Source organism: Bacillus horti (assembly GCF_030813115.1).
GTDB classification, from domain to species: Bacteria; Bacillota; Bacilli; order Caldalkalibacillales; family JCM-10596; genus Bacillus_CH; species Bacillus_CH horti.
In genome coordinates this window covers 193,026-210,710 of sequence record NZ_JAUSTY010000007.1, presented here as the reverse complement: position 1 = coordinate 210,710, position 17,685 = coordinate 193,026, and the positions used below count along the sequence as shown (strand labels likewise).

General features: G+C 40.1%; 18 protein-coding genes. 5 read left to right on the top strand and 13 right to left on the bottom strand.

The features are described from left to right. Positions 1-4: 4 nt before the first annotated feature. From J2S11_RS10465 to J2S11_RS10450, 4 genes are all read left to right on the top strand, one after another. Positions 5-1,042: a sensor histidine kinase gene (locus J2S11_RS10465; protein ID WP_307394292.1), complete on the top strand. Its 1,038-nt coding sequence runs from the start codon at positions 5-7 to the stop codon at positions 1,040-1,042. A 315-nt stretch (positions 1,043-1,357) separates the two neighbouring features. Next, complete coding sequence (locus J2S11_RS10460) at positions 1,358-2,137, top strand: ABC transporter ATP-binding protein (RefSeq protein WP_307394290.1); 780 nt, start codon at positions 1,358-1,360, stop codon at positions 2,135-2,137. Beyond that, positions 2,134-4,056 carry an FtsX-like permease family protein gene (locus J2S11_RS10455; protein ID WP_307394288.1) on the top strand — a complete coding sequence of 641 codons (1,923 nt, stop codon included), beginning with the start codon at positions 2,134-2,136 and terminating at the stop codon, positions 4,054-4,056. Before J2S11_RS10460 ends, J2S11_RS10455 begins: the two co-directional genes overlap by 4 nt. Positions 4,057-4,071: 15 nt before the next feature. Next, positions 4,072-4,392: a YxeA family protein gene (locus tag J2S11_RS10450; protein WP_307394286.1), complete on the top strand. Its 321-nt coding sequence runs from the start codon at positions 4,072-4,074 to the stop codon at positions 4,390-4,392. 5 nt (positions 4,393-4,397) lie between these two features. Here J2S11_RS10450 and J2S11_RS10445 read toward each other — a convergent pair whose 3' ends face one another. The 12 genes from J2S11_RS10445 to alsB all read right to left on the bottom strand — a co-directional run bounded on the left by J2S11_RS10445 (position 4,398) and on the right by alsB (position 15,295). Next, on the bottom strand, positions 4,398-4,853 hold the full coding sequence (locus J2S11_RS10445) for a PH domain-containing protein (RefSeq protein WP_307394284.1): 456 nt from the start codon (positions 4,851-4,853) through the stop codon (positions 4,398-4,400). A gap of 268 nt (positions 4,854-5,121) precedes the next feature. Next, a complete protein-coding gene (locus J2S11_RS10440; protein ID WP_307394282.1) occupies positions 5,122-5,835 on the bottom strand; it encodes a hypothetical protein in 714 nt (237 codons plus the stop codon). Then, positions 5,832-6,707, bottom strand: coding sequence for an ABC transporter ATP-binding protein (locus J2S11_RS10435; RefSeq protein ID WP_307394280.1), 876 nt, complete (start codon positions 6,705-6,707; stop codon positions 5,832-5,834). Before J2S11_RS10435 ends, J2S11_RS10440 begins: the two co-directional genes overlap by 4 nt. After that, complete coding sequence (locus tag J2S11_RS10430) at positions 6,704-7,072, bottom strand: GntR family transcriptional regulator (protein WP_307394278.1); 369 nt, start codon at positions 7,070-7,072, stop codon at positions 6,704-6,706. Before J2S11_RS10430 ends, J2S11_RS10435 begins: the two co-directional genes overlap by 4 nt. A gap of 219 nt (positions 7,073-7,291) precedes the next feature. After that, a complete protein-coding gene (locus J2S11_RS10425; protein ID WP_307394276.1) occupies positions 7,292-8,197 on the bottom strand; it encodes an aminoglycoside phosphotransferase family protein in 906 nt (301 codons plus the stop codon). Positions 8,198-8,410: 213 nt separating this feature from the next. Beyond that, entirely contained in the window at positions 8,411-8,854 is a 444-nt protein-coding gene (rpiB, locus tag J2S11_RS10420; RefSeq protein WP_307394275.1) for a ribose 5-phosphate isomerase B, read from the bottom strand. 202 nt (positions 8,855-9,056) lie between these two features. Next, positions 9,057-10,061: a LacI family DNA-binding transcriptional regulator gene (locus J2S11_RS10415; RefSeq protein ID WP_307394273.1), complete on the bottom strand. Its 1,005-nt coding sequence runs from the start codon at positions 10,059-10,061 to the stop codon at positions 9,057-9,059. 77 nt (positions 10,062-10,138) lie between these two features. Next, on the bottom strand, positions 10,139-11,059 hold the full coding sequence (alsK, locus tag J2S11_RS10410) for an allose kinase (RefSeq protein WP_307394271.1): 921 nt from the start codon (positions 11,057-11,059) through the stop codon (positions 10,139-10,141). A gap of 26 nt (positions 11,060-11,085) precedes the next feature. After that, complete coding sequence (gene alsE, locus J2S11_RS10405) at positions 11,086-11,772, bottom strand: D-allulose 6-phosphate 3-epimerase (RefSeq protein ID WP_307394270.1); 687 nt, start codon at positions 11,770-11,772, stop codon at positions 11,086-11,088. 28 nt (positions 11,773-11,800) lie between these two features. Continuing rightward, complete coding sequence (gene alsC, locus J2S11_RS10400) at positions 11,801-12,751, bottom strand: D-allose ABC transporter permease (RefSeq protein WP_307394268.1); 951 nt, start codon at positions 12,749-12,751, stop codon at positions 11,801-11,803. 14 nt (positions 12,752-12,765) lie between these two features. After that, entirely contained in the window at positions 12,766-14,277 is a 1,512-nt protein-coding gene (locus tag J2S11_RS10395; RefSeq protein WP_307394266.1) for a sugar ABC transporter ATP-binding protein, read from the bottom strand. A 40-nt stretch (positions 14,278-14,317) separates the two neighbouring features. Then, a complete protein-coding gene (gene alsB, locus J2S11_RS10390; protein ID WP_307394265.1) occupies positions 14,318-15,295 on the bottom strand; it encodes a D-allose transporter substrate-binding protein in 978 nt (325 codons plus the stop codon). A 497-nt stretch (positions 15,296-15,792) separates the two neighbouring features. On the opposite strand from alsB, the gene J2S11_RS10385 reads away from it, so the two are divergent. Beyond that, complete coding sequence (locus J2S11_RS10385) at positions 15,793-16,248, top strand: GNAT family N-acetyltransferase (RefSeq protein WP_307394263.1); 456 nt, start codon at positions 15,793-15,795, stop codon at positions 16,246-16,248. Between the two features lie 55 nt (positions 16,249-16,303). Here the strand turns inward: J2S11_RS10385 and J2S11_RS10380 are convergent, their stop codons facing one another. Then, the gene (locus J2S11_RS10380) at positions 16,304-17,512 is read right to left on the bottom strand and encodes a multidrug effflux MFS transporter (RefSeq protein ID WP_307394261.1); all 1,209 of its coding nucleotides are present in this window, start codon (positions 17,510-17,512) and stop codon (positions 16,304-16,306) included. Positions 17,513-17,685: the final 173 nt, after the last annotated feature.

Here is a 17,685-nt window from a genome sequence, read left to right as displayed (position 1 = left end):
CACATTGTTCATAGCTTATCTCATTTATAAAAAAAGTTGGATTGGCTTAATGGGGTTACTTCTGCTACTTACTAACGCTTTGATACAATTTGACGCTGGTATTGGTGTGGAGCCTCATTCTCTCATCTATTTGAATGTTCTGTTTCTAACCATCTGTGTTGTTTTTTTTGTTTGGAGGTATAAAAAGGAAACCGCCTATTATAGGTCTCTGTTTACCCTTTCTAACGATTTGGAAGATGACTGGTTTGAAAACATTCCAGAACCCCACAGTCGTTTTCCTGAGCGTATGATGTATACGCTATTACAAAACATTCACCAGCATGATCAAAACAAGCATCGTGAGCATCAGTCCACCCAACTAATGGAACATGATGATCTTTCCTCATGGGTTCATGAAGTGAAAACGCCCCTTACAGCTATGAAGATCATCATTGATGCTCATCGTTCTAATGAGTTAGCTCAAAGGCTAAATGCACCCTGGTTGAGGATGCACTTATTAATTGACCGCCAGCTTTATATTTCGCGATTTGCTAACTTAGACTCAGACTTACTCCCAGAAAAGCAGGAACTGCACGATTTGATAAGAGAAGAGGTTCGCGAGCTATCATCATGGTGTATGGAAAAAAATATATCCATTGATTTGACCGGGAACACCGCGTCTACCGTGTACACGGATAAAAAGTGGTGCGGGTTTGTGATGAGACAGCTTTTAACGAATGCGATTAAGTACAGTCCAACAGGTGGAAATGTATCTATTCATATGGGGCTCCATGAAAATGAGAGCGTCATCGTAACGATTAAAGATGAAGGGCCTGGTATTCAAGCACATGATCTGCCACGTATATTTGATAAAGGCTTTACTGGAGAAAATGGGAGGGTTCAGCACTCAGCCACCGGAATGGGACTTTATCTTGCAAAGCAAATAAGCAAGAAGTTACATATTCGACTTGAAGTTGATTCAGCTGTTGGTGAAGGTACATCTATGTTGATGATATTCTCTAATGACAATCCATTTGAACGCGTTAGGCGATCATTACTATAAAATAGGCATTCATGAAGTAGTTAGGATAATTAAAGCCTGACTGCTTTTTTTACAATATAAGAAAAGCTTCTATCGAAGCCCTCTCGAAGAAGTCGTCTAGTCCATCATTAAAGGAAGCTTTTCTTGCCGTCAGAAAGTATAAAATTTGAAGAAAACATGGTATCAAATTTTATACTTTCTTAAACGTTAAAAAAACCTTGTTTGGCAAGGTGACAAAAATATCACATTGGGCTCCATTTTATCACCTAAAGCTTACGACCTAGAGCCACAAATGAATTACACTGTGTATAGAACAACTTGATTGGAGTGTATGGAATGGAAAATCAAAAGACACCAAAGGCCATTTTAATTGCTGAGGGAGTACGTAAATCTTATGGTGTAAAAGGAAATGCTCAACAGGTGTTACAAGGAATCGACCTTCGAGTGACAGAGGGTGAGTTTGTTGGAATTATGGGCCCTTCCGGCTCAGGAAAGACAACTCTTCTCAATACATTAGCTACGATTGATCGTGCCACAGATGGGCAAATTTTCATAAAAGAGCATGAGATTTCCAAAATGAAGAATAGCCAGCTTTCAAGCATTCGTCGTCAACATTTAGGCTTTATCTTTCAGGATTACAATCTGCTTGATACCTTAACGGTAAAAGAAAATATATTGCTACCTATTTCTTTAACAAAAATAACCAAAAAACAAGCTGAATCGGAATTTAATGCCATTGCCGAGATTTTAGATATTAAGGAATTAGCGAATAAGTATCCCTCTGAAATTTCAGGTGGCCAAAAGCAACGCACCTCTGCAGCACGAGCGTTAATCCATTCACCGTCGCTTGTTTTTGCTGATGAGCCTACCGGTGCCCTTGATTCAAAAGCAGCTTCCAATTTATTAGGGAATTTAAATGAGATTAACAAAGCACGACAAGTCACCATTGTTATGGTTACGCATGACCCGTTGGCATCCAGCTATTGCAGCCGTGTAATCTTTCTAAAGGATGGAAAAATTTATTCTGAATTGTATCGGGGAGAGAAAACGAGAGAATCCTTCTTTAAAGACATTCTTGATATGCAGGCTGTTCTTGGAGGAGGCAACCCGAAATGACCACACAGAAATTAGTGTTCCGCAGCATGCGAAAAAACATCAAAATGTATTATCTGTATTTTTTCGCGATGATTTTCAGCATAGCTTTGTATTTTATCTTTTCTACGCTGCAAAATGACCAAACCGTTGTTGAAATGGTTCAAGCTAGCATGAACTTCTCAACGGCCTTTCAAATCGCTGGAATATTACTCATTCTCATTACGATTGTGTTTACGATGTATGCTACGAGCATCTTTATTAGAAGACGTAGTCAAGAAATCGGGTTGTATCAGTTAATCGGCTTGTCTAAGGCTTGGGTCGCTCGGGTACTGATTTTGGAACACACGATTCTCGGTCTAGGAGCTTTACTTATCGGAACGCTAGTGGGAGCTTTGCTCTCGCGACTTTTTCTTATCCTGTTTATGAACCTGATTGGTCTTGAAGTTACGTTTGGCTTAACCTTTTCCGGCCAAGCGCTTATCCAGACGATTGCTGTTTTTACTTGCTTGCTTGCGGTCACAGCCTTTCAGATTATATGGACGGTCTATCGCAGTACATTACTAGAATTGTTTCAAGCAAATCATCAAAATGATCAATTTGTCAAACGTCCAAGCATCGTTTCAGGTATTTTAGGGTTAGCAGGATTAAGTCTAATCGGATTTGGCTATTATCTGTCTACCTTTATCGGATACAATGCAGATTTGCTCATATATTTTATGTTAATCGTTCTCGTCAGTACCATACTCGGAACCTATTTAGTCTTCCATACGACCATAAGCTGGATATTATATATATTTCGTAAAAGGCAAAATGGAAATCTCGGCTTGTATAATAGCCTTTCGATAGCACCATTAATGCACAGAATGAAAGGTCACGCTAATTCATTAACCTTAATCACTATATTGTCTGCCATGACGATTACGATGATTTCACTTTCCTATTCCTTATATTATTCAACGGAAAAAGATGTGAGATTGTCGATGCCTTTTGATTTTGCAGTGGAAAATATGCCGGAGGAAGCAGCTAGGATATCAAGTAAGTTAGAAGAGGCGCAGATTGAATTCGATTATTATCAAGTAGATGCCATTCGATTTCATGGAGCATGGGTGGATCAGGACTCAAATGCAGAGCATCTTAACAGACCGTTTTTGCTTTTCTCAGCAGAGCAGCTGGCGCAGGTCGGATTGGATGTTGAACGTCCCCAAGATGGTGAAGCCATCTATCATAGTTCGCGAGCCATTATAGAAGGAATGGAGGTTTTATCTCCGAAAGACGTGCAGTACGCCTCAAACAATGAAGTAAATCGACTAACTGTCTCCAAGTCTAAGCTTAATAACGTGATGAATTACATTTTCTATGGCGGTCAATTACTGGTTTCTGAAGAAACCTTCGAGAGAATGAGAGACAGCATTCAGGAGGATGAGTACAAAGAATTGTTGACCTTTGAGGTTTTTAACGTATTGGATACTGAGAAATCAGATGCCGCCTCTGACATCTTTCTAACGAATGTGGACAGTGACCTGTATATCCAGGACTTTCATTCCGCCTACGAGGGGTCGCGTCAAACCTTCGGGCTGCTCATTTTCATTGCCGGCTTTTTAGGCTTGGTCTTTATCCTTTCAACGGGAAGTATTTTGTACTTTAAACAAATGACAGAGGCTGAACAAGAAAAAAACCATTATCGGACACTGCGACAGCTTGGATTTCAAGTAAACGATATGATGAAAGGCATCATCCGTAAACAGCTCTTTGTTTATTTAATTCCTCTGGGAATTGGATTAACTCACGCTGCTTTTGCCCTTAACGTAGGTTCTATTCTCATCGCTGCAAGCATGCTTACCCCAATCCTCATGAGTATGGCAGCGTATATTGTCATCTATTTGATGTTTACCGTGGTCACCATTCGATATTACAAAAGCATTGTCACAAATGCTTTATAGAAAGGAAGAAAAATGATGAAAAAGATCTTAATTTCTTGTCTCGTTGCAGTTGTTGTCATGGCTAGCCTATACTTCTTATTACGCGAGCCATTTGATCGTTTTAATCCATTGATTGAACAGGAATATGTATATGTTGAGGTTCAAGAGGAACCTACAGATGATAACGGAAGATTTAAATATAGGGAGCAGGGTGTCACCGAAAGTGGAGAGACTAAACGAGTGGTATTCTCCACCAGTACTAGACTCGAGCAAGGCACACTCATAAAAGTCCTCGCCAAAGGTACCTACACAGTAGAATATGAATTTATAAATGAGGATGAAATGCCGTCGAATTAGACGTTCTATTCCATTTTAATCGTAACATCAGGGCAGTGCTTCGTTAGCTCAGCTAGAAAAAGCTCCTTTTTCTCTGGCGATATTTTCACTCCACCGAACACAGCAGAACTATAGGATACTTCTAGAGCATTTCTGGCAGAAAGCAACCGAAAGCCCGTGTAGATATCTCGGGTCGGCTCTACATTAGTGATTTCTGTGTATGGAATACGTTTCCTTATTGGCCCTGCTTTAATGAATAGATGATCCGCCGCAAACCTATACTCAAGCGAATAAGACATCCACAGGATAGGGACTACCGTTCCTATAGCCACTATGGTGAGAATGACAAGGGCTTCAATAGGAAGCTTCTCTCCATCTGCTAATGGGAACAGTAAAGGAAGGAAGCACGCAGCAAGGATTAGCAGTACACATATCCAAATAAATTTTGTAAAAAAGGAGTCCCTCTCCGCCCGAAAAATCATAAGATCACCTCTCCTTATTCGTCCTTAATTGGCTATAAACAAAAATCAAGCTCAGAGCTTTATAAACAAATTAGTACTTATTTTATAGTATACTACGATCAGTGGTATACTTCGTTTCAGCCAGAATTTATACAATTTGAAGAAATCATTATATCAAATTTTATAAATTCTTAGTCTGTAAGAATAGCTTCTATATGAAGCCTTCTCGAAGAGGTTGTCTAGTCAAAAAAGAAGGAGTAGGTTTTATGACCTTCTCCTTCTTTTCACTTTATTCCTTTTTGGCCTTTGGCTGCAAGGAAGCATTCTTCATGATCGGATAGGCGACTACGAGTGCCGCTAACCCTATTCCTCCAAGCAAGGTTAGATAGGTCATAGCACTTATATTTAAAGAGACAATCCAATCTAGTGGTGCTTGAAGCGAGCCTGAGTAGTAGGCAAATAGTCCAGCTATAAATATACCCATAAGAATCATTAGACTTTTAGACACTCCTACCAGATAGATAATCGTATAGATCAGAAACATAGCCCCGAACATGAAGAAGCCAACCATTAAATCAATCCAGAGGTATGAGATAAAATTGTACTCACTTACAAACAAAACACCTAAGTGAAAAGGTTTCATTGAGCTTATTCCACTGTCGTAGAGGGTAATGATAATAAGCTGTAATAGATTTAAAACGATCATAAATGCAGTAGTAGCAACAAGAGCAACCCCATAAAATGCTTTTAAAAACTGTGTTCTTGTACTTCCTAACGAAACAGCAATCGGTAATATTCCTTTATATCCAACGGCTGCGTAGAAAGGGATGAAGAAAAAGGCTGGACCCACAATCACCGCAGTAGCATCTGTCAAATCAAAGAGAATTCCAATAGTGAGCTGAGCAACGGCTAGTGGGAGAGTGATATAGAGAAAGAGGAGCTTTCCTATAAACCACCGGGAATCCTCATAAATAAGACGTAATGTTCCTTGAAATGAACTCATATCCGTATCTCCTTTTCATCTGTAATATTTAGCAGATAATCCTGTAAGTCTGCCTTCTCTAGAGAGAGACCATTCGCATGAGCTCGCTCCTTCCACTCCTTTGAAAATGGAGCGTCAATCATCACTTTTTTTACAGATCCGACCTCTTTTTTCTCTAAAATATTTAAGCCTTTACTAAGTTCATCTACCTTCTCTTTGTCTCCAGTAAGCCAGATGCCTTTTTCACGAAGCTCATCTAGGGTTTCATTAAGCAATACACTCCCTTGATGAATAACGATTAAAGACTCACATAATGGCTGCACCTCTTCAATATGGTGGGTAGACAGAAGGATGAGACGTGGGTGTTCCTCATAGCTTTCAAGTAGCACCTCATAGAATTTTTTACGCATTCCAGCATCCAAGCCATTTGTTGGCTCATCTAAGATGGTTACACTTGCCTGACTAGCCACCCCGATAACCAGTTGAAGGGCTGTTTTCATTCCTGTGGACAGCTTTGACGTTTTTTTATGTTCTTGTAGCTTAAACACCTTTAGCAGCTTATCAGCTGTGCTTTGATTCCAATTGGGGTTAAAGTACTTGGCGAATCGCATCGCATCCTTGACCGACCAAATTTGACTAAAGGGATGATCCTCTTGCATGTAACACAAATGTTGCTGAGCTTCGGCATTATTGTAAGGGGCGTGCCCCATGATTTCAATATTCCCTTCGCTTGCCTGCTGATGTCCAGCTAAGAGCTTCATTAATGTTGTTTTTCCTGCTCCATTTCTGCCCCATAAACCGATAATAACTGGTTCATTCTCACTAAACGATATCCCATGAAGGACAGGGGTTGTTTTATCGTAGGAGTATTTAACATTCTCTACTGTTATCATTTTGTATCCTCCTCCTTAATTAAGGTTATAATTTCTTCAAAGGTCATCCCAAGTCTTTTAGCTTCCTCAAGCAATGGACGAACATATTCATCTTTGTACTGTTTCTGTCTTTCCTGTATCAATTGTGCTTTCGCTCCTTCCTTTACAAACATTCCGATCCCTCTTTGCTTATAGATAATCCCTTGTTCAACAAGAGTTTGTAGGCCTTTACGTGCCGTAGCCCGATTAATGCTATAAAAGCCAGATAGCTCGTTTTCTGAAGGAATTTTCTCCCCTTCATTTAAGCGTCCATCGACAATATCATCCATAATCATTTGGGCAATTTGTTGAAATATGGGCTGTGATTCATCTAGCATAGCCTTCAATTCATACACTCCTTTCATATGCTTCTTGAAACCCTATACGTTGGTTGGATGGTTGTATGGTTGGTTACTTGTATAAACAACTATACTTAAACCTGTTTTGAATGTCAAGAATTTTACGAGCTTTTTTATTTCATCCTTTAAAATAGGCACATTGCCGAAAAACATATAAATTCTGAAGGTACAAAAAAAGCCCCTTCCAGGGCTATTTGTTGCGGGAAATTAAAAACACCACAGAAGATGCTCAAGTTCTTCTACAGAGCTTACCTTCTCTTGCCAGTTCTCTATCTGAATTAGAACGTTTAGATCGCTATATCTGTGCAGAAGAAGTAGTAGCATTAATCTTTTTCTCAATGGCTCATCTAACTTATCCTGGGTATAACCATACGCAAACAATAAATCCTGCAACAGCTCAGGGTTCCCACAAGCGAAAAAGACAGCCGGACCAAGCAGATCATATTCATGGAAGCCTACCATACAATCGGCAAAATCGATCATTCCTGTGAGCGAAACCCCATCAACCTGCTGCTCAACCAGTAAGTTAAAAGGGGTATATTCACCTGTTAACAAAACGGGTTGGATATCTGTAGGCAACAGATGCTTATACTTCTCTATATACGATGGTATGTCCCTAAGAAGCTCTTCCTTCAAGCCTAGTTTACGATGATGAGCTACACAATTATCCATTTGCTGCGTCATAAATACAGACCATTCTAGGTAAATATCAGGTAAGGTTTCCTTAGGAATCTGATGAACATTTTTCATTGTTTCCCCGATTTGGACAAGTAGCTTTCGCATATTATCATAGGTTAAACCCTTACGATAATCATCTAAATTGTATCCTGGAACCCTTGTCATAATTAGATAGGGTACGTCCTCCATCACTCCATGGTTCACAATGCTCGGTACTCTAATCGGAAGCGGACATTGATTTAAGTGCTTCAAAACAGCTACCTCAATCAGTCTTTCGTCCGCTTCTTCAGGAAAGTACGTTTTAATCACAAGATCTTCTCCATAAGCAAACACATCAGTCGTACCTGTTTCAAATTTCGTTAACGTTTGCTGTGGAAGGCTGTACTTATCCAAAATTTTATTTACAATGCTATATGTATCTCTTTTCATAACCATACGTTCTTAAGTCCTCTCACAAAAATTTCTGGCCTTAGCAAGATTTTGTATCCTTTATTTTTATTGTTGGCCGTACATGTTTTACAGACGTTTCCTAACCTTCATTGTACTAAAGCTTCTATAGAAACAAAATGCTTGAACACTAAAAACCTTCCTTCGTAGCGATAAGAAAAAACTGCCCCTAGTCATGCTAAAGGGCAGCTTCCCATATCTTTATTCCTTTGTTTCATATTCTGCAATCTTAACCACTCTGCGCTCGTGTCGACCGCCTTCATACTCGGTCTCTAGCCATACCTGTACAATTTCTCTTGCTAAACCATGACCAATCACTCTCTGTCCCAAAGCAAGAACATTACTATTGTTATGCAGTCTTGTAAATTTGGCACTAAAAACATCATGGGCTAGCGCGCAGCGAATGCCTTTAACCTTATTAGCCATAATGGACATCCCTATCCCTGTGCCACAAATGACTACTCCACGGTCAACCTCGCCGGCAACCACCTTTTCAGAAACAGCTAGGGCATAGTCAGGATAATCCACTCTCTCTTCCGTATCTGCTCCTAAGTCTACATATTCAATCCCAAGCTCTTCAAAAAGCTGTTTAATTTCTTCCTTCATTGGTAAAGCGGTATGATCACTTGCAATAGCTACCTTCATCGTTTCTCCCTCCTATCACATTAAACTCTTTCTCTCATGTGACTTAATGAAGCCAATCCATAGGGCTTCTAAAGTAAGTTTCATGTGGTCAACCAACCGACCGCCATCATATAGTGCAACACCGTGCGCTCCAAAATCACATCACAAACTCCATACAGCGCCTCATGGGTAATCGATTAACCGAAAGTAAAAAGTTACGAATCTATCTTGTTGAATCTCGCTCTACTAATTCTACAGGTAGAGTCAACATCTGGCTAGGGACATCTGTCTCTTGCTCAATCATTTGAATGAGCCTCTCAGCAGCTAGCTTGCCTAGGGATTCCTTATCCTGATTAATAGAGGAAAGTGACGTGTACTGAGCCAGACTTATATTATCATAGCCGATAATCTTTACTTGCTCAGGAATATTGACTCCATACCCCTCAAGCGCCTGCTTTGCCCCGAATGCTAGCCAATCTGTTGTAGCAAAGATCCCATCAAATTTTAGGGCGTTCTCTTTATGGTACGTTTGCAGATAATGATCCACAGCACTTTTTGCTTGGGTAATCCCTACTTCAACTTTAATCGTTCTTTCCTCTCCAAATTCCAATCCATGCTTCCTTAAAACATGCTCAAAACCTCTTACCCTCTCAATCGTGGGAAAGCCATCTCTGTAATCTCTTACTAGTAAAAGGTTCTTACAGCCTTTCTCTATCAATCTCTCTGCCGCTAGCATACCGCCTTGAAAATTATCTGACGTTATGATGGCTACGTTATGAAACTTCGGCATACGGTCAATACATACGATAGGAATCCGCTGTGTCTTCATCTGAAACAGCTCATCACTGGCCGACAGGTAGATAAGTCCATCCACACCCTTAAGCTCTAATTCCTTAAAGTATTGCAGCTCCTTCTCTTCACTTTCGTTGGAATTGCAAATAAAGACGGAATAGCCTAGCTCTCCACAGTAATTTTCAATTGCTAGCACGATTCGAGAGAAGAATTCATTAGTGATATCTGGAACAATCGCTCCAATTGTTTTCGATTTTCTAGTCCTAAGGCTTTTCGCTACAGCGTTAGGGCGATAATCATGCTCCTTCACTAGATCAAGAATCGTTTGCTTTGTTTCCTCAGAATATCGACCGGTGTTATTAAGCACCTTAGATACGGTAGCGCTCGATACACCCGCCATTTCGGCGATCCCTTTAATCGTTAACTTTTTCTTCATTCACTTGCCCCGATTCTGAAAGTTATCGTTTATCATAATTATAAGTATAAACGTCATTCAGCTTCAAAACAATGCGTTTACGATACTCCTAGCTTTTTAAAGATAGCTGTAGCTGCTCCTAAAATCCCCGCAGCATTGGTATCCTCAGCGTATTCCATTTTGAGGCCTTGTGCTGGGTATGGCTTTCTACAATAGCTTTGAATATGATACTCTAATCGCTCCTTTGGAAATTGCTCCATACTAATCACTCCTCCACCGATCATCACGAGATGCGGATCAAAGATATTGATTTCTGTAGCAATCGGTACAGCTAATGCACGGATAAAAGCATCAATTTTGGAGTCTGAGCCGTATTTAGCAAATACTTGATGAAAGGGAACATCAGAGAAGTACTTTTTGTGTAGCGCAACTAATGCCTTACCTGATGCATGCATCTCAATACAGCCTACGTTTCCACATTGGCAGATTTCTTCATTCCCCATTACAGGAATATGTCCAAGCTCAGCAGCTGCTCCATTTTTTCCTTCTAAAAATTGCTGATTAATATAGATGGAATTCCCAAAGCCCGTTCCAATATAAAAACCTAATACGATATCCTGTTCTCCAATATCTCTCTTGGCAATTTCAAATTGTAGGAGATAGTTCACGTCGTTTTCAATGAAAACCGGAATACTGAAAAACGCTTCAATACGATCCACAATATTCGTATTACTTAAGCATTCTAAGTTTGGAGTGGAATGAATGCTTTTCTTATCCTTGCTTATGATGGATGGGAAGCCCATTCCTACGGCTAATACCTGTTCTATACGCAGGTTCTCTTGAATATACGCATCCAAAAAGAAAATGAGCGATTCAATAGGTTGGTCTACATCAATGACTTCGTAGACTTTATGCTTTTGAAAAAAAGACAGGCTGTTATCCGAAGCCACAGCACCAATCCTGATATGGGTTCCTCCTATATCTACACCTATCACATAACTTTTATCTTGTCTTTGCATGTGCTTCCTCACCTTGCTATTTTGGACTAGACCTGCTCCAGATCCTTTACTTCTGTCTGAAAGATTTCCTGCATGCTATCCCACGCTTGGTAGATATCCTCATCTAAGCCAAAAAGTCCAGAGGAGCCCACGATAAATACTTCAGCTCCGGCCTGAGCCAGCTTTTTAAACGTATTTTTATTACAGGAGCCATCAATGGTGAGCAAGTAATTATATCCCTTTTGCTCCTTCAGGCTTTTAGCTTCTTTAATCTTCTCTAGCATTTCTTCTACAAACTTCTGACCTGCGAAACCAGGGTCAACAGTCATAATCGTTAATTTATCTACATGGTGGATATAGTGCTTAATTGAATCAAGCGGTGTAGCTGGGTTTAGTACAACACCGAACTTTTTACCGCGCTCTTTAATGTGATTAATCAAGCGAAAAGCATCCCCATGAATCGTTTCAGCATGCAGGCTTATATATTCCGCTCCAGCATCGATTGTCATATCTACGAAATCTGCTGGGTTGGTAACCATCAAATGAGCGTCAATAGGTACGTCAGTGATTTTTTTTAATTCCTGAATGAAGAAAGGAGAAAGAGTAATGTTTTTAACAAAGTGGCCATCCATGATATCTACATGGTAGAAATCAGCTCTTTCATTTAATGCCTCTACTTGCTCCTTAAATTGAGATAAGTCCATACACATGAGTGAAGGTGAAAATTTATACATAGCTGCTCCTTCTTTCTGTTTCTAAGATTTATGATTTCTTCCCACCAAAAAATCGATCTAGCGCTACGGCACCAATAATTAAAGATCCCATGACAATCTGTTGATAATATGTGGATACATTTAAGATATTTAATCCGTTATTGATAACTCCAATAATTAACGCACCCATGACGACTCCGACAATGCGACCTTTTCCTCCGAAAAAGCTAGTTCCGCCAATGATCGCAGCCGCGATAGCAAATAGCTCAAATCCTGTACCTGCTAAAGGTTCAGCAGCTCCAAGTCTAGCTGTTAATACAATTCCGCCAATCCCGGCACAAACACCTGAGATCATAAAGACAATAACGGTGTATAGCTTAACGTTGATTCCAGAGAACCAAGCGGCTTGTTCGTTCCCACCAATCGCATAGATATTTCTTCCAAGGACTGTCTTCGTAGTGACAAAAATCAGGAGTCCCGCTAAGGCAAGTGCGATGATAACCGGAATTGGAATAAACCATGCCCAACCCGCAACGCCTTGAGTAAATTCAGTTGGCAGCCCGTAAACAGGGCGTGCATCTGAAATAATGAGCGTAAGCCCACGAAAAATAGATAATGTTCCAAGGGTAATGATAAATGGATGTAAATTCGTTTTGACCACTAAAAAGCCGTTGATAAAACCTAAAAGTGCACCTGTAACAATTCCACCAAGTAGAATAGAAACAATTACAGGGAAGCCAGCCACCATAAGCTTAGCTGTGATCATTCCTGTTAAGGCCATAATGGATCCAACAGAAAGGTCAATACCAGCAATTAAGATGGGGAAAAATTCACCAACCCCAACAATAATGTTAATTGAGCTCTGTAAAATAACCTGAGTTAGATTCCCTCCAGTAAAGAAGTACTGGGGAGAGATGATTCCTAACGCTAAAATGATTAATACAAGAATTCCGAACGTACCGTATTTTTGCCATATCGCATTAAACTTGTTACTTCTCATTTGCTTACCTCTCCTTAAGATGTTGCTTTCGCCATAATTTTCTCTTCCGTTGCTTCTTCACTCGTTAGAATCCCTTTAAGCTCACCCTCTTGGAAAACGGCAATCCGATCACAAATGGCAAGCAACTCTGGAAGCTCAGAGGATACCACAAGTACTCCTACTCCTTGATCAGCTAGTTCACGCATGATTTTATATATCTCGCTTTTAGCTCCTACATCAATTCCTCTAGTCGGTTCATCAAAAATAAACAGCTTTGAGCCTGCTGATAGCCATCTTCCGATGATGACCTTTTGCTGGTTTCCACCAGACAGCTCTGTAATGTTTTGATGAACAGAGGAGCATTTTATCGCTAGCAGCTCCTTTTGTTGGTCTGCTCTCTTAATTTCTTCTCTTTGTTTTACTAGCCCCGATAACCCACCCCATCTTGATTTGGCAATTAAGGAGGAGGCGGAGATGTTTTTCCATATTTCAAAGTTAGGGAAAAAGCCACTCTCTCGGCGATTTTCCGTAATGTAGGCTATCTTGTTTTTAACAGCATCGTAAGGCGTTTTTATCTTCAGGGTCTGACCATTTAAGACAAGCTCCCCGGATTTTATAGGCTCAGAGCCTACGATGGCATTCATTAGCTCTGTTCTCCCTGATCCAATTAATCCAGCAAAGCCTAAAACTTCCCCTTTATAGAGCTTGAAGTTAATGTCTTTCACTTTCTCATCTTTTCTTGTGAAATCCTTGACCTCAAGTACAACTTCATTTGTCCCAAAGGACTCACTCTTAGCCGTATACTTCGACTGTAGCTCTCGTCCAACCATTAACGTAATAAGCTCATTTGTTTCTGTTGTGGCAATATCCTTAGTTGCTACGAACCTACCATCCTTTAGGACGGTAATACGGTCACCAATGATTTTGATCTCTTTTAATTTGTGAGAGATGTAGACAATGCCTACACCCTCACTTTTTAATTGCCTAATAATCGCAAAGAGCTTCTCAATTTCTCCATCCGTTAATGAAGAGGTTGGCTCATCCATAATCAGAACCTTAGCATCTGTAGCTAATGCCTTGGCAATTTCTACTTGCTGCTTTTCAGATATCGACAGCTCTCCTACAAGCTCTGACGGATGACGGTTAAGACCTACACGCTCCAATAGTCGAACTGTTTCCTGTCTCATCAGCTTATAATCAATGACATTCATGCCTAGCGTCTTTTTGGTCGGCATTTTCCCTACAAAAATATTCTCGGCAATGGATAAGTCATCGATCACACTTAGCTCCTGATAAATGATACTAATGCCCTGACTAGCAGAATCCTTAGGATTTAATTGAGAAAACGTATTTCCGCTAATCGTAATGGTGCCCGCTGTCGGTTCATATACGCCACATAGTATTTTCATTAAAGTAGATTTTCCTGCCCCATTCTCCCCTAATAACACGTGCACCTCTCCTGGCAACAGGTTGAAATCTACATCCTTTAATGCTGTTACACCTGCAAATTCCTTTGTGATTTTCTCCATATTTACCAGTACATTCACGAAAACACTTCCTACTCTTGTTTTTTAAGAATTTAATTCATTAAGGCTTAACAACAATGTATGAAGGGACAGTTACAGTTCCCGGCTCTTGCTCTGCATCTAACACTTCGCCATTTTTAATCGCTTCTACTAGTAATCTCAATGATTCTTTTCCAATTTCTGCTGAATCCTGAGCAACCGTAGCTGTTAATCCACCGCTTTCAACAGATTCAATAGCTTCTGGTTGTCCATCTGTACCAACTACGATGATTTGATCCTGTAATCCAGCGTTTTGAACAGCCTGCAATGCACCTAAAGCCATTGTGTCATTCGCTGCATAGATGGCTCTTAAATCTGGGTATCTTTGAAGCATGTTAGATACAACATCTAATGCTTTATTACGATCCCAATCAGCTGGTTGGCTAGAAACTAATTCAATACCGTCTGCTCCTTCAAAAACAGATGTAGCTCCGCTTCTTCTGGATTCACCAGATGCATTTCCTGCTCTTCCTTCAACGATAGCAACCTGACCTTCACCAATCGCATTTACGATAAAGTTTGCCGCTTGCTCTCCAACTTCAACGTTGTCCGTTGTAACAAACGCATTAACGTTACCACCTGCTTTATGCAGCTCGTCCATATCCACTTTTTCATCAATGTTGATTAAAGGAATTCCTCTATTTGTTGCTGTTGTTGCTGCTGAGATAAGGTTCACTGGAGATAGTGGAGCAAACCCAATTCCGTCATAATCTTTGTTAAGTAAGTCTTCAAAAATTCTTAGCTGTCCTTGAGAATCCTCCTCAGATTGAGAAGCTAAAATTTCAACTTCCACTCCAAGCTCTCTTGCTTCTTCTAGTATTCCTTGCTCCATCGTTGTCCAGAAAGGATTAGATAACGTTTTCAATATCATGGCAACCTTGATTGTGTCTTCTCCTTCAGAAGCTCCCTCGGTATTCTCTGTAGCATTTGAACCACAGCCTACAACTAGAAGCATAGAAAGAACAAGAACAGCAAAGGACAAAAGACTCCGTTTTTTCATTAAAAATTTCCCCTTTTCATTCTGATTTTCTTTAACCGCTTACATTTCGATCCCCTGTTGGGTAATCGTTTAACCATGCTTAGGATTACATACTTTTTTAAAGTATTTATCAGCCTCTTTGTTCTACTAGTATTTCTCCGTTCTTTGGGTAATCGATTAACCAATGTTTGGTTATTATTAAATTAACTTGGGTAAGGGTAGACTAAACATTTTCTTAAAGAAGCCTTAGAGAATTTAGGAATACTCCTAAGGTATTTCTTTATATTCTTGGGTAATCGATTAACCACTTCAACAGGAAAATATAGTGAGACTATTTACGATACATTAGAACCTATATCGTCCATCAAAGATAGCATTATTAATTGTAACCCCTTACATGTACCTATAATAACTGGCTGTTAGATTATTTGTCAACAAGTTTTTATTTTTTTCTATTCAGATGTATAGTTAATCTAGTACAACACAATGAATAACAGAAAACTAGGAGAGTGAGTGTTTTGGAGATTAAAAAAGACGATTTATCATCACCCGCCATCATCTCTTTGATTGGGGAGCATGTGCAAAGTATGCATGAACATTCTCCACCTGAAAGTATCCACGCTCTTGATTTACAGGCACTGAAGAAGCCTGAAATTACATTTTGGGGCGTTTGGGAGAATGATGAGTTACTTGGCTGTGGAGCACTGAAGCAGCTTGATGAGCTTCATGGAGAAATTAAATCGATGAGAACGTCCTCAGCTCATCTACGTAAGGGTGTAGCCAGAGCCATGTTGGCTTATATTATGGATGAAGCCAAGCAGCGCGGCTACCAGCGTCTAAGCCTAGAAACTGGATCAATGGAAGCTTTTGAGCCTGCTAGACAGCTTTATGTAAGCTTTGGCTTTGAGGAATGTGGCCCATTTGGAGATTACCAGGAAGATGTTAATAGTGTGTTTATGACTAAGGCATTATAAAAAACAGCACCCAACAGCTTAGACATGATCTAATCATTAGGGTGCTGTTTTTTTGTTAAGAGTTCATAGCTTCAGCTTTTTTCTTTACCAAAAAATAAAAAGATAAAAATGCAAGTGCATTAGCTATAAAGATTACGGTACCCATTGGAACAGCCGTCCCTTCCCCCGCGATTCCAACCAGTGGGGCAGCCATAGCTCCAAGTACAAAAGGTAATAGACCAAGTAAGGCAGCCGCACTACCCGCTCGATGTCCTTGGGTTTCCATTGCAAGGGAAAAGGATGAGGTGGCAACCATTCCTACACTGAAGACAATGAGGAATAATGGAATAGCGATACTATATAAAGGTCCTCCCACTAGGGTCATGATAAATAAGAACAGACCAGATAAAGTCGAAATGACTAATCCCGTCTGTAATAACGTTCTTTCAGGGATTTGTCCAGCGTATCTCCCAACGATTTGTGTTCCGGCGATTAATCCGATTCCGTTGAGACCAAAAAGAAGGCTAAAGGCTTGAGGTGAAACACCATAAACACTTTGATATACAAACGGTGTTCCCGCCACATAAGCAAAAATTCCTGCCATCTTAAAGCCTTGGGTTAACGCAAAGCCAGTGAAGGTACGATCTTTTAAAAGAGATATGAAACTTCCAATCGTTTGACCAAGACTACTTGGCGTTCTTTTATCTGGTGGTAGAGTTTCCTTCAAAGTCCCCAACACAATGAAAAGCATCAACCCACCAGTGGCCCCAAGTAGCATAAAGATGCCTTGCCAATTTGTAAAATACAGAATCCCCCCTCCGATAACAGGAGCTAAAATAGGGGCAAGGCCGTTTATAAGCATAAGTAAGGCAAAGAATTTGGTTAGTTGAACACCATTAAATAAATCTCTGACAACGGCACGGGATATCACAATTCCGGCTGAAGCGGTAAAGCCTTGTAAAAACCGGCCCGTAATTAACGTCCAAATGTCCTGAGCAAAGGCACAAATCAGGGAAGATACTAAGTATAGGCCCAATGCAATAAGCAACGGCTTTTTCCTACCCTTAATATCACTTAGCGGCCCCATCACAAGCTGCCCTACTCCAAGACCCAACAGACACGCTGTCAGACTTAGTTGGACAAGAGAAGCACTCGTGTTCAAATCCTGAGTCAGAGTGGGAAAGCTGGGTAGGTACATATCAATCGTTAGTGGACCAAACGCAGCTAGTGAGCCCAATAAAAGGGCTAAGGCTAATCGTCTTTTTCCAGTTACAGTTTCAGCCATTTTGCAAACAACCTTTCATACTTATGACTAATGAATATATCTACCCATTGTAATTCACTTTTTGTTCAAATCCAATAAAAATGCCAATACCTTAATTAGGTAGACAGAAGAAAAGTAAATGCATGAAGAAATGTAGTAACAAGAACATAAAAAACAGTATAAAGAAACATCAA